This is a genomic window from Photorhabdus khanii NC19 (genome assembly GCF_000517265.1).
GTDB classification, from domain to species: Bacteria; Pseudomonadota; Gammaproteobacteria; order Enterobacterales; family Enterobacteriaceae; genus Photorhabdus; species Photorhabdus khanii.
Genome location: NZ_AYSJ01000015.1, coordinates 91080 through 105624, shown reverse-complemented (window position 1 = coordinate 105624; position 14545 = coordinate 91080). Strand labels below are relative to the sequence as shown.

Sequence of the window (14545 nt, the reverse complement as noted above, 5' to 3'; positions counted from 1 at the left end):
ATATCCATTTACCCAATGGATAATTTATTTTTCAAATTAAAGAGTGCGATGAATTAATAATTAAAACTTATTCACCACCATGAACAATTGACAACCGATATAGATATTCAGACATGCTTTTCAGCGTGGAATATTTAAATAAATTACTCATTGGAATTTTATATCCAATTTCACTTTGTAAAATAGATATCAGTTTTACCATACTTAAGGAATGACCACCTAGTACAAAGAAATCATCATTACGTCCAATTCTTTCTATATTAAGCAGTGCACTCCATATTTCAGCCAATATTTCTTCTAATTCGTTTTGCGGTGCCGCGTAAACTTGTTGTTCATAATCAGTATCAATGGGTATCGGCAACGCTTGACGGTCTAATTTACCATTCGGTGTCAATGGTAAATGCGCCAGGACGACAAACGCCGATGGAACCATATAATCCGGTAATGATGCAGACAAATATTGACGCAATATTTCGGCAAGTTGTGGTATTTCTTCTCCTTGCTTAAGCGTAAGATAAGCGACAAGTCGAGGAATATCATCAATATCACGACGGGCAATAACAGCAGTTTCATAAACAACGGGATGTGAAGTTAACAGTTGTTCGATTTCACCTAACTCGATCCTAAAGCCACGTATTTTTACCTGGTGATCATTACGCCCAATATACTCTATACCACCATCCGGATAATAACGGGCTAAATCACCACTCTTATACATGCGGGCCCCCGGTTGAGAGCTGAAAGGATCTGCCATAAAATGTTCAGCCGTCATTTGTGGCTGGTTTAGATATCCCCGGCTGACGCCGTTTCCACCAATATAGATTTCCCCGATCGCCCCCAATGGCACTGGTCGCTGATATTTGTCTAACAGATAGATACGGGTATCATCAAGGGGCCTGCCAATACTGTCGATATATTTATCGTGTCGCTCAGGGCAATATAATGTTGCTGTAATCGTCGTTTCAGTCGGCCCATAACAGTTAACCAATTTAATACTGCCGGCACGACTCTCCATCCACCTGTTGATGGCATCAGCCGGAATTTTTTCACCACCAATACAAATAGATAATAAGCTTGAGTTATGATCAGGGAACCCGATCTCAGTAAGACTATTCCAATACTGAAACGGCAACGACATATGAGTAATTCCCTGTTGCTTACACAACGCCCAAAATTGTGTCACATTCTGACGCGACTCGTTATCAATCAGGTGAAGCGTCGCACCACTGATTAACGGACAAAACAGCTCAGAAACGGATACATCAAACGAAAAATGACAAAACTGTAGGATATGACTGGCCCGGTTGATACCCAACGTGTGACTCAACGTCAGCAACTTTGGCACTATAGACGAATGTTCAACCATGACGCCTTTAGGCCGTCCGGTCGAGCCCGAAGTGTAAATAACATAAGCCAGATGATGCGGCAAAAATGAAGCAATCTGAGGGTTATGTTCTAATTCGGTGGTTTCTGCATGATCATCAAGCGACTGCATTGGCAATCCATGTTCCAGCAACTGTAACGCGCTTTTACCGACTTTATCGTGCAGTATCAGTACTGGAGCCGCATCCTTAACGATAAAATTGAGTCGATCCTGTGGATAATCAGGATCAAGGGGAACATACGCTCCACCTGCTTTCAAAATAGCTAATAAACCCATCACCATTTGCGGATTTCTGTCAGCGCAAATCGCTATCCGGCTATCAGCCTTGACGCCTCGGGCAACGAGTTGATGTGCCAGCCTGTTTGCCCGGCGATTCAGTTCTTCATAAGTGATGACCCGATCTTTAAAAGCAAGAGCGACAGCATCCGGCACAGCAGCGGCTTGCTGTTCAAACAGGAAATGAATACCACATTTGCGATAATCATTGGTCACCGGCGGATTCCACGTCTCCAGCAATAACGTCTGTTCCACAGGCGGTAACACATCGATCAGACAAACCGGCTTATCCGGCTGCTCTCTTAACGCCCACGCTAACTGTGCTAAAGATTGCTGTAAATAACCACATAAACGAGAAGCCGAAAGCGGCGCTATCACTTGAGCAGTCAATGCCAAACTCTGACCATCATCATCAACGGAAAGCCCGACAGGATAATTACACTTCTCCTCTCCACCTTCCAGCATTTCAATATTCTTCCATCCTTCAGACGCGGTATCTTCGGTGTTGATTGCCCGGTTATGGCGATAATTGAGCAAGGCCGTAAACAGTGGTGCCGGCGCTGCTACACTACTGCATCGCTGGGCAGCGGCCAGAGGAGTATGTTCATAGTTAAGTAATTCCGACAAACGCTGGTGGGTTTGTTCTAACACTTTCACCACACTGCTATTGTCAATGTCCAACCGCAGCGGCAACGTATTGATAAACAGCCCCATTCCTTGTTCAGCGCCACTCTCACCGTTTAAACGCCCAAACATTACCGTCCCGGTCACCACGTTGGTTCGCCCACTGCTTTTCGCCAATACCACTCCCCAACCTAAATGAATCAGGCTTGCCAAGCTAACGCCATAACGACGTGCCAACCCACGCAGCTCAGTATTACATTCTTCGGAAAGCGCAAGATGATACTCATCAATCTGACTATTCGCCTGCACGACGTTATAAAGACCAAACGGTGCTGTAGGTTCATCTATATCCGCCAACATACGCCGAAAATAAGATTCATAGGTTTTATGCTGGTTAGCCCTACGCACATAAGCAATGAGATTACGGTAAGGCACCGCAGGGAGAAGTTGTTCTGCACGGCCTGATAAAATGTACCCTATCTCATGATGCATAACGTCCAAAGTGGTATGGTCGCCGATGAGATGGTGCATAACTTCCAGCGCCAGCCAGCGTTCACTGCCCGGTTCCTGTGCCACGAATAAACGCAGTAATGGTGCATCGGAAAGCGTCAGACGATGATCTGACAGCGTATGATGCGCAGCTAACTGTTCGATAAACGGTTTAGATTTATCGGTTGAGAGTGTTATTTCATTGACCGGCAATAACGCCTTCTTTAACACAATCTGTACTGGGCCACCGGATAACCCTTCACTAAAGAAAGCCGTTCGCAAAATATCGTGACGATTGATGACTTGTTGCAGCGCATCAATATAAGCATCCAAACCCGCCCGATCGTTAAATGCCAGACGGAATATCACTTGATATGAATCACCCTGATTTTCCAACAAGTGATGAAACATAATTCCATCCTGCAACGGCGAAAGTCCATAAATATCCTGAACGTTCTGGAGCCCTCCCGTTATCTGGTTGATAAGCCTATCAATGTCAGACTGATTTATTTCAGCCAGTGGCAGCATTTCTGGTGTAATGCATTCGATATCCCCGGTAATTTGGTTCGCCGGGATCACGGGTAAATTATCATTCTTCTTAATGAGCGCTGCCTGTTCAAACAATCTTGGCGTAGAAAATAGAGCACCAGCCGACACCGTATAAGCGTGTTTTCTGAGTAAGCCCATAAGTTGTATGACCAGCAAAGAGTGACCACCCAAAGCAAAAAAGTTATCATGCCGACCAATTTTATCCGTTCCAAGCAGCTCCCCCCAAATTTCGGCCAATAACATTTCCATATCATTCTCAGGTGCTTCGTAATACTGATGCTGGTAAGCCAAAGCATCCGGCGCCGGCAATGCCCGACGGTCAAGCTTACCGTTTGGTGTCAATGGAAAATGAGCTAATGTCACAAAAGCAACGGGAACCATGTACTCCGGCAAACCAGACAGCAGATACTGGCGTAAAACTACCGCTGCATCATCGGCATTCAATTCAGCTGTCAGCACCAGATAAGCAACTAAACGTTTGTCTCCTCCTGCACCTTCACAAGCAATCACAACCGATTCCTGCACCGCAGGATGCGATTCAAGATGAGCTTCAATTTCACCCAGTTCAATACGAAAACCACGGATTTTTACCTGGTGATCATTACGACCAATATATTCGATATTACCGTCATAATTACCGTCATAGTGATAACGAGCCAGATCGCCAGTTCGGTACATTCTGGCGTTGGGTTGGGCGCTAAAAGGGTCGGCAACAAAACGTTGTTCTGTCAGATCAAAGCGATTTAAATAACCGCGGGCCACCCCCACCCCACCAATATACAGCTCACCCACGCCACCTAACGGTACAGGTTGTTGACGGTCGTCCAACAAATAAATACGCGTATTCGCAATCGGTTTTCCGATCGGAACGGTTTGGCCGTTAAAATTTTCAGGACAATGCCAGTAGGTCACATCGATTGCAGCCTCTGTTGGGCCATATAAGTTATATAACCTGGTCCAGGGCAACAAAGCCTGACATTGTTTAACCGTACTGGGATGTAATACTTCGCCACTACAGAACAGATGTTTTAACGTTACACAACCAGAAAGGTTAGGCTGTTTTAAGAAGGCATTGAATACAGAAGGAACAAAATGCAGCGTCGTTACCCCATTTTGACGGATAATATCGGCTAGCTGCGAAAGATTTTTTTGCTGATGTTCAGTTGCCAGCACCATACTCGCCCCAACCATAAACCCCCAGAAAAACTCCCACACCGAAACGTCAAAACTAAACGTTGTCTTTTGTAATACGACATCATTTTGTGTCAATAAATAGGTTTGCTGCATCCAATGCAGTCGGTTTATGACGCCACGATGTTCGTTCTGAACACCTTTGGGGTTACCGGTAGAACCCGAGGTATAAATAACATAGGCAAGATGACGCGAATTCATCCCAAGAACGTGCGGGTTGACCTCTAAACAATCACCAAATGACGCTTTGTTCAAATCTACACACTGATATCCGACTAAAACATCTTCCAGTGCCTGCTTTCCTATTTCATCGTGCAGGATCAGCACTGGTTCAGTATCTTTAAGGATATAACCTAATCGCTCCTTCGGATACGCCGGATCAAGGGGAACGTAAGCGCCGCCAGCTTTTAAAATCGCCAATAAGCCAATGACCATATTAGGCGTTCTGCTTACACAAATTACGACCCGGCTATCAGGTACAACACCAAGATCGATAAGACGATGTGCCAATCGGTTCGCTTTACGATTCAGTTCGTCATAACAGATTATCTGCTGGTTAAACACCAGTGCCGGCGCATTCGGAGTCTTGATCACCTGCCGCTCAAATGTTTCATGAATCAAACACTCAGTTGGAAAGTCACTACGGGTTGAGTTCCAATGATTCAAAAGCAGCTCACGCTCTGCAATAGGCAAGATATCGATATCTTTAATACATTGCGATACGTTATTCGCTATGGATTCAAGCGCCATTAAGTAATAGCCTAAATGTCGCTCTATGGTCTCTTTATCAAATAAGTCTGTAGCGTAATTAATTGCACCAACAAGCGTGTTGTCCTTTTTCTGCAACGCAAATTCCAAATCAAATTTGGACTTAACGTTATCAGGCTGTATCGGTTCCAAAACAACATCAGCAAAAGAAACAGGCTCTCCATTATGTGACTCCCAGGAAAACATAACCTGAAAAACAGGCGTATAGGCAGAACTACGCTGTGGATTAACCGCTTCAACAATACGTTCAAACGGCACATCCTGATTATCCTGAGCCGTAATGATTTTATCTTTCACCTGTAAGAATAAATCTGTAATTTGAGTATCATTGTTAACATCAATCCGTATAGGTAACGTGTTGACAAAAAAACCTATCATCTTCTCAACTTCGGCCATTCCCCGGTTAGCCGAAGGGATCCCAATCACAATACTGTTTTGCCCTGAAAGCCGGCTGAGGACGATCCCCCAAACAGACATCAACATCATAAAAAGCGTAACGCCTTGCTGTTGGCTAAGTTGTTCAAGTTTTTTTGTCGTATTACTGTCAATTGTAATCGAAACAATCTCTCCTTCTGACGATTTCTGTTTTGCTCTTGGTCTATCCGTTGGCAACGCTAATAATGGTGGTAGATCAACAAGCTGTTCTTTCCAATAGTCTAATTGTGTAGATAACTTCTCTTCTGTAATACTCTCCCGCTGCCAAACAGCATAGTCTGAATACTGCAATGGCAAAGGTTCCAGTGAAATTAACTGCTTATTAATAAGCTTATTATAAACATGTTCCATTTCTTTGAGAAAAATGGCGATAGACCAACCATCAGTAATAATATGGTGTTGATCTAAAATGAATATATATTTATTTTCATCGATATGGAGCAATTCAGGACGAATTAAAGGGCCGAGACTCAGATCAAAGTCCAAATTAATTATCTTATCGATAATTCTTAAAATATCCTCATCTCGCAGGGTTGAATTGCGCAAATCGCTAACAACCAGCGGCACATGGGTATCCACAGGCAAAAGACGCACATTAGGTACCCCATCGTTTAAAACAAACGTAGAACGCAAAGAATCATGCCGCTTGAAGATAAAATTTATTGCTTCCTCAAATAGATCAATATCTAACGCCCCCGTTATTTTATATATAATGGGTATATGATAAGCGCCTCCCCCTTCTTCAAGCTGACTAATCATCCATAATCTATTTTGCGAAAATGATAATGGGAATATCTCTGCTTCAAATTTCTTATGAATAACTTGTTGCCCCTCTTTATTTTTCACCAAAGAATAAAACAACTCCCTTTCACTCCCATCAAGAGCACTTAAATATTCATCTGACATGTTTTTACCTTTAAATATAAAGAAAATTAAAAAGTGATTGTAAACTATAATTCAAATTCAATATTTGTGATTAAGTCTAGTTGAAAAATAGCTGATAATATTTCTGTCTGATATAATGTAACCTCTGAATAACTGTTACAAATAATAGATTACTTAAAGGAATTTAATCCTAATTGGGCGATCTGTTCGATCGTGATCAGAAAAGACTCCGGCAGAGAAAAATGATTGCCAAAGTTTTTGCAGTTTTCAGAATAAACTTTTCCTGCCTTTATAATTTCCTTATTCTGTAAAAAATCCGATTTACGTCCTTATTAAAACTATTTCTTTTGTTTACTACTCGTTATACTTTTCTTTTCTAAAATCGTCTGGTAAACAGTTGAAATCTCCTTTTTCATTTGGTGATGTTGTGTCGCGTATAGTTATTTACCATGCTACCGCCCCCCTGGTTTTTTAGGATAAACCTTATCAAGATCAAGATTAAAATTAAAAAAATTCAATAACATAATAAATTAAAAAATCATCGTAACTTATTAATGTTAAATATGTAGCTTGTCAATTTAAATTGAAATATTTTTTGATTTTGATGCTGTTTTTTTCATTAAATCATTTTAAAACAAATAAATATATTCGGTTTAATAAATTGTTATTTTAGTTTAATTATTACATATATTTATTTTTTAACTTTAACAAAATGTTAATATTTGTTTTATTATGATTAATATTGTAAACCACCAGCAAACCTGAGGTCACTTCGGCCAGAAACTGGTCGAGTTAGCTTTTGATCCGTGCAGCCCAGGCAGCGCACTTTCAACTTGAAATTCCAATGAAAGTGTCAAATTTACGTTAAACCACACCAAGCCTGATTAAATAACCGAATAAGATGAAATAAACGAAGAGAAAAATTAACGTCTATTTATAGCAATCTAATATGCTGTGACACATTTAATGATATTTAAAAACCACCAGGGGTCGGCTGGTAAATAAGTTCTCACACATATTAATTTAATGCAACATTTTACGGGATTAAATATAATATCGAAAACCATTTAAATTAATCTAACTGATTGTATTTAAAGGTTAAATTAAAAATAACACATTGTAATTAAACTGTGTTTTCATACTTGTCCTATTTTTCAAAATATTATTTTTAGCCGTAAGGTTCTGATTAGTCAGAAAAACAAAAATATAGGTGTAATTAAATGATTAATTATGACTTCCATCATGATCAACCAGAAATAGTTATATTGATAATCGATTTGTTAGATTTTAAAGTATTTAATAGGAATATTTTGCATAAGAATAATCATAAGTTATATGAAATCTATGCAAAATATCCGCCCTGTGAAATTCGCCAATTAACACTGAGTTATTAAATGGCTTATCTGAAACAACTATAACTCAAAATCTCTATACGCCTGATTAATAATGGCTTTTGCCATCCATTTAGTGATTTCAATAACCTTCTCGTTATCCATATTCCAAATATCTTTCATTACCAGAAAGACTTCAGAGCCATAAATCAGGGAAAAAGAACGAATGACATTTTCCAAAGTCTCCGGTGGGAAATGCCCTTTTAATGGTTCAACAACCGTTGCAAGGACCTCCTTACGATGCCCGCGTACCAGTTTCTTCTCCTGTTTATGCGCAGACAAATCACTCCCCTGAGCCCATTGCTGTAAGGAAACCAACAGAGCCGCCCGCAATGCGCCTTCATGTTGAAACATACGGGGATAGGCAAAATCCAATAGCTCAATAATCCGCTCTTCAGTTTTTTCACCGGAAGGCTTCCAGGTGAGAATCGGCCCAAGGCTGGCACCAACAATTGCGTCAATTAAATCGCTTTGGGTCGGAAAATAGCGGTACGCCGTTGCTCTGGAAACACCAGCATACAGTGCCAATTCGGAAACCGAAGGTATCGCTCTCTGCTCAAAAAGTTCCAGTGCAGCATTTATCAGCAATGCATACGTTTTTTTCCGGGTCCCGGTAAAGTGAGGTTTAGTATTCGAATCCATCATTGCCACAACTCTTTCACAATAAAAATCTCTAGATAAAGCTTATGGTTAAAATTCTTCTTCGCTATCATCACTCTACTTAACTATCTACAAAACACCCAAATTGATTCAGTTTATTTATGGGTAAAATGAGATGATAGTCTCAATTTGGTAATATAATAGTGATACTAGAGTCTCATCTTGTCTATAATCTGTCCATGAATTAGTAGTCAGCACCAGGGAAGTATTCATAATTATAATGAAAAAAAGCCAAGGCTGTGTTTATATCGCCACTATTTTTGATACCAAGAGCGCAGAAATCTTCTACGTCAGGGATCTGATAGAAAAAGCTGGCCTTGCCGTTCGTACTGTGGATTTAACTACTAAATCTGGCCCGCTCGAAAGAGGTGCGGACATCACTGCATTAACAGTAGCAGAGCATCATCCACAAGGCAAAGATGCCGTTTTCTGTGGTGATAGGGGGAAAGCGATATCCGCAATGTCAGTCGCTTTTAATATTTTTTTATCAAGACAAACTGATGTTTTAGCGATTCTAGGTCTGGGGGGTTCCTGCGGGACAGCACTGATTACACCCGCGATGCAATCTTTGCCTGTCGGTATACCAAAACTGATGGTTTCTACTATGGCTTCCGGTGATGTTTCAGGTTATGTCGGTGTCAGTGATATCGCCATGCTCTATTCAGTCACTGATGTGTCCGGCCTTAACCGTATCTCCCGTCAGGTATTGAAAAACGCGGCCAATCAAATTGCAGGCGCAGTTTATTTCTACCAGGAGAACAATGTTGAAGATAAGCCGGCTATCGGTCTGACAATGTTTGGCGTCACAACACCTTGCATACAATTACTGACCAAAGAGTTAGAGCAACAGTATGACTGTCTGGTTTTCCATGCAACCGGCAGCGGCGGCAAAACAATGGAAAAACTGGCCGAAAGCCGTCTGCTAAATAGCCTGCTGGATATCACCACAACTGAAGTCTGTGACTATCTGTTTGGTGGTGCTCTACCCTGTGATGCAGACCGTTTGGGGGCGATAGCACGCACACAAATACCTTATATTGGCTCTTGCGGCGCATTGGATATGGTAAATTTCGGGCATCTGAATACTATCCCGGAACGCTACAAATACCGGCAATTTTACCGCCACAACTCTCAGGTAACATTAATGCGCACCGTACCAGAAGAGAACCGCCAAATGGGAATTTGGATTGCGGAAAAACTTAATCGGTGCGAAGGAAAATTAAAATTTATTATTCCTGAAGGCGGTTTTTCCGCTCTGGACATTGAAGGTGGCCCCTTCTGGAATCCTGATGCGACTCAAGCCTTTATCAACGCTTTTGAGTCTACATTTATAGAAACGGAAAACAGACAACTAATTAAAAACTCTCATCATGTGAATTCACCTGAATTCTGCCAACAGGTGATTAGCGAATACCAACAGATGATGATGACTTAAGTTGTGACTCAACACGAACAACCACTGAAACAGGAGTAAACATTAATGGGCCTGACCAGCAACGATAATACCGGTTCAGAAGCAGTACTTACACTGAAAGATTGTATACAACTAATTAATGACTAAGCAAAAAGTTGTCAAAATAGTGCATTCTGATGCTATTGTTCTATTAGTCACAGCTTCTTACGATATGTCTGTCAGGAGTTGTACTAAATAAAGCAGTCAGGTGCTCATGTTCTAAAGGGAAGCCATAAGAACTTCCTGTTAATAACCTTGCTGTAAGATGTTGGGAGTTAACAAACTAAATTAAAACATAAATACACCTGCTTTGTTTTCTTCCTTTTCGGAGCTTATCTCCGTCAACACCAGGCTCCTGCGGCACCCACCGCAGGAGTTTTTTTATGAATAAACGGGCAGTAGATTAAAACTTGATAAGATATGAGCAGTGACATTCAATACGCCAAACAGCAAAATCAAGCCGATCATCGCATTGCCGCCCCAAACCCGATAGGCTGGGCTACCAAACCGTTTACGGGATGCTCTGGCGAGTAAAGCGGGAACGATAGCAGCCCAAACTGTCGCAGCAAGGCCGGCGAAGCCAATCGCATAAATAAAACCATTCGGGTAAATCATCCCTCCAACCATTGGCGGAAGAAACGTTACCAATGCGGTTTTAAAACGCCCCAGTTTGGTATCATCAAATTTAAACAAGTCGGCCAAATAATCGAACAGTCCCAGCGTGACACCAAGAAATGAGCTGGCAACAGCAAAGTTAGAAAAAAGGGTCAACAATAAGTTCAATGTTGAACTGTTTAAGCCTCCACTTAATGACTGGACCAGAACATCAATATTTCCCCCTTGTTCCGCAACTTTAATAAAATCTGACCGGGGAATATTTCCCATTGTTCCAATCAACCAGACTAGATAAAGAACTAACGCCATTAACGTCCCAATAAACAGACATTTCTTTATTTTCTGAGGTTCTTTTCCATAATATTTCATCAGACTAGGAACATTGCCATGATATCCAAAAGAAGCCAGACAGAAAGGCAAAGTTGCTAATACATAAGGCCAATAAGTCGGATTAATCTCAACAGTATTAAATAAAACCGCAGGTTCAACGTTATAAATCAAGCCACCAAAAGTCATAAAGAAAGTTAATACTTTGGCACCAAGAATAATAGAGGTTATCCGGCTAACCGCTTTTGTACTTAGCCAGACAACAAACGCAACAGCAAAAGCAAACAAAAAACCAGCCAGTCGCGGCGAAAAATCTATCTCCATATCCCCTATGACATGCTGAATAATCGATCCACTGGCAGAAATATAAGCATAAGTTAGAATATATAAGACAAACGCAATCGTAATACCATTAATGATATTCCATCCGTTGCCTAAAAGATCTTTTGTTATCGTTCCGAAACTTGAGCCAATCCGATAATTAAGGTTGGCCTCCAATATCATTAATCCTGAATGCAACATGCAAAACCAGGTAAAGACCAAAGCAGCGATTGACCAGTAAAACCATGCTCCTGACATGACAACGGGTAAAGAAAACATGCCTGCGCCAATAATCGTTCCGCCAATGATCATTGCGCCGCCAAGTAAAGAGGGAGACGATTTTTTTATTAGTAAAGTAGCCATGTGCGTAATCCTAGCGTGGCTTTATGATATACGAAATAAAATTTGGGATGCTTGCAGATAGAAGCACCCCGTTTTTTATTATTTAATTGGCTTTAATCTTGCAACAAAATGCCGTAATACTGAAGGCTCATAAGTAAATGTTAATCCTCTAATTTGAGTCGCTCTCTCTTTCAGGGAAATAAAAGCCTCTGCAATATAATCCATATGATCATTGGTATACACCCGGCGAGGAATAGTTAAACGCAAAAGTTCCATTGGTGATTCTTTTTGCTTTCCTGTTTTCGGATCACGACCTAACAATAAAGAGCCAATTTCGACACTCCTTATTCCTGCATCCAGATACAGTTCATTATTCAATGCATGAGCAGGAAATTGCTCTCCTGGAATATGTGGCAATAATAATTTAGCATCAACGAATACAGCATGACCACCGGTAGGATACTGAATAGGAATACCCTCATCTCTTAATCTGTTGCCTAAATAAGCCACCTGATTAATACGATATGCCAGATAATCTTCATTCATACCCTCTTCAAGGCCAATTGCCAGAGCTTCCATATCACGCCCGGCAAGGCCGCCGTAAGTAACAAACCCTTCCATTGGCACACAGCGGGTACGCACTTCGTTAAATAGATCTTCATCGTCACGGAAACAGCAAAGACCACCAATATTGACCATCGGGTCTTTTTTAGCTGACATTGTCAGCATATCACCATATTGATACATCTCCCTGACAATTTCTTTGACTGATTTATTCTCGTAACCTTTTTCTCTTTGCTTAATAAACCAGGCATTTTCACAGAAACGAGCCGAATCAATCACTACAGGAATATCGTATTGCTTCGCAATCTCATACACAGATTTCATATTAGCGATAGAGACAGGTTGACCACCAGAACTATTACAAGTCACAGTTGTGATAATCGCTACAATATTATCAGCACCCTGTTCCGCAATCGTTTTTTTCAATTCATCAATATCAAAATTACCTTTCCAGTCGTAATAGGTGGTTGTATCAAAGGCTTTTGGCGTAACAACATTAATCGCTTTTGCGCCATTTAATTCAACATGGGCAGCCGTGGTATCAAAATGGAAATTAGAAATAAAGACCGGATGTGTTGCGCCCCCTTGCGCTTTTTTGCGGGCAATCAATGATGGGAATAAAATTTGCTCTGCGCCACGGCCTTGATGGGTTGGAATAGTATATTGATAGCCAATCAGCGCATTAACTTTATCACACAAATGATAATAGTTGCGGGAACCCGCATAAGCCTCATCACCCATCATCATTCCCGCCCACTGGCGATCACTCATTGCACCGGTACCGGAATCTGTCAGCAAATCAATATAAACAGCATCACTTGGCAACAGGAATGGATTATATCCAGCCTCTTCTAATGCTTTTTCACGTTCCGCACGCGTAGTCATGCGGATATTTTCTACCATTTTAATACGGAAAGGCTCTGGAATACGTTTCATAAATATTTTATCCAATAATTGTCTATACTGCATAATTCAGGAAAGCCCCTGAAAAACACACAGAAATACGCCACAATAAATGCAGTGATTAAAAATAAAGATTTAATTAAAGATACAATTAGAGGAATTAATTAGGGAAATAGTTAGAAATACGGTGATCGACATTAAACCATGCCTGTATATTACAAGAATAAATAAAATGATAATGTAAAAATATAGAAATCATAAAATGAACTTATCCCCCAGTTAAAACTGTTCAATAAGATATAGATAATATTTAAATTATCCGTGACCAATCACGCAAAAAACAAAAATTATAAAAAATAGAAATTTATATACACCTCAGTAAATCGATTATATACTCAAGAAAAAACAGTTAATAAACATCGTATAAAAACCAATGAAAAAAATATAACAACACAATTAAACTAAATCAATAAAACTAAAAGTTAACACAATAAGAATATTTTTAATTTCTGCATTTTCCTATATAGTATAGCAATTACTACGAAAAACAGAGCTGTTCATAGAGTGAAAAATACTTATAATATCACAGAGCTAAAGAATAACGTATGAGCCAACATAAACCCTATTGGAATCGTATGGTCCCAGAACTGACCGTCACTGATTTTTCTCGATCTCTGGATTTTTATCAAAGAATCCTCGGCTTCCAATTACTTATTCGCCGAGATACCCCAGATTTCGCGTATCTAGAATTGGGCGAAGCACAACTAATGCTTGAAGCACTACATGATGATGGCTGGAATACTGCCTCACTAAATTATCCTCTGGGAAGAGGTGTGAATTTTCAAATTGAAGTTGATGATTTAACTCCTCTACTTAACAACTTAAAAGCTAATGGCATAAAACTATATCGAGAAGTTAAAGACAATCATTACCGTGTTGATGAAATACTGGCCTGCCAAAGAGAATTCCTGGTGCAAGATCCCGATGGCTATCTGCTACGTTTCAGCCAATTCATAGAAAACATAAACAATATACCAATAAACACATTACTTGTTATTGATTAATTATATTTCAGTTTAATAAATTGTTCTAATTACTTAAATCTAAAACAAACTCATTTAGATTATTTTCATTAGCTTAAATAGAACACCTTAGAGTCTGATTTATTTATAAAACCCGCCCTTATTAAAGGGCGGAATAGAAATAACAGAAATAGAATTCTGTATAGCACAATAACTGTGCTATCTGAAAATTAATTAATTCCAGTCTCGATTAATTATTTATTCTTAAATACAACAGGGGTTGATTGTTCAGGAGTTGAATTATTAGGACTATCAGAACCGATAATACATGTCGCCGTATGGGATG

General features: G+C 40.2%; 7 protein-coding genes. 2 read left to right on the top strand and 5 right to left on the bottom strand.

The features are described 5' to 3' along the window. Positions 1-67: 67 nt before the first annotated feature. A complete protein-coding gene (locus PTE_RS19330; RefSeq protein ID WP_051477465.1) occupies positions 68-6622 on the bottom strand; it encodes a non-ribosomal peptide synthetase in 6555 nt (2184 codons plus the stop codon). Positions 6623-8013: 1391 nt separating this feature from the next. After that, on the bottom strand, positions 8014-8637 hold the full coding sequence (locus PTE_RS19325; protein WP_036849697.1) for a TetR/AcrR family transcriptional regulator: 624 nt from the start codon (positions 8635-8637) through the stop codon (positions 8014-8016). 235 nt (positions 8638-8872) lie between these two features. Here PTE_RS19325 and PTE_RS19320 point away from each other — a divergent pair, with 235 nt between their 5' ends. Then, on the top strand, positions 8873-10087 hold the full coding sequence (locus tag PTE_RS19320) for a Tm-1-like ATP-binding domain-containing protein (protein ID WP_036849696.1): 1215 nt from the start codon (positions 8873-8875) through the stop codon (positions 10085-10087). Between the two features lie 399 nt (positions 10088-10486). Here the strand turns inward: PTE_RS19320 and mtr are convergent, their stop codons facing one another. The 3 genes from mtr to tnaC form a co-directional block, all read right to left on the bottom strand. After that, entirely contained in the window at positions 10487-11731 is a 1245-nt protein-coding gene (mtr, locus tag PTE_RS19315; RefSeq protein WP_036849695.1) for a tryptophan permease, read from the bottom strand. A 78-nt stretch (positions 11732-11809) separates the two neighbouring features. After that, positions 11810-13210 carry a tryptophanase gene (tnaA, locus tag PTE_RS19310; protein WP_036850193.1) on the bottom strand — a complete coding sequence of 467 codons (1401 nt, stop codon included), beginning with the start codon at positions 13208-13210 and terminating at the stop codon, positions 11810-11812. Positions 13211-13337: 127 nt separating this feature from the next. Then, complete coding sequence (gene tnaC / locus PTE_RS27360) at positions 13338-13436, bottom strand: tryptophanase leader peptide (RefSeq protein WP_071993008.1); 99 nt, start codon at positions 13434-13436, stop codon at positions 13338-13340. Positions 13437-13782: 346 nt separating this feature from the next. Here tnaC and PTE_RS19305 point away from each other — a divergent pair, with 346 nt between their 5' ends. Next, positions 13783-14241, top strand: a complete 459-nt coding sequence (locus PTE_RS19305) for a bleomycin resistance protein (protein ID WP_051477464.1) — start codon at positions 13783-13785, stop codon at positions 14239-14241. Positions 14242-14545: the final 304 nt, after the last annotated feature.

Bases quoted from the DNA above. Each gene is read 5' to 3' on its own strand.
- PTE_RS19305 (WP_051477464.1), top strand. From the start codon at position 13,783: ATGAGCCAACATAAACCCTATTGGAATCGTATGGTCCCAGAACTGACC.
- tnaC (WP_071993008.1), bottom strand. From the start codon at position 13,436: ATGATTTCTATATTTTTACATTATCATTTTATTTATTCTTGTAATATA.
- PTE_RS19320 (WP_036849696.1), top strand. From the start codon at position 8,873: ATGAAAAAAAGCCAAGGCTGTGTTTATATCGCCACTATTTTTGATACC.
- PTE_RS19330 (WP_051477465.1), bottom strand. From the start codon at position 6,622: ATGTCAGATGAATATTTAAGTGCTCTTGATGGGAGTGAAAGGGAGTTG.
- tnaA (WP_036850193.1), bottom strand. From the start codon at position 13,210: ATGAAACGTATTCCAGAGCCTTTCCGTATTAAAATGGTAGAAAATATC.
- mtr (WP_036849695.1), bottom strand. From the start codon at position 11,731: ATGGCTACTTTACTAATAAAAAAATCGTCTCCCTCTTTACTTGGCGGC.
- PTE_RS19325 (WP_036849697.1), bottom strand. From the start codon at position 8,637: ATGATGGATTCGAATACTAAACCTCACTTTACCGGGACCCGGAAAAAA.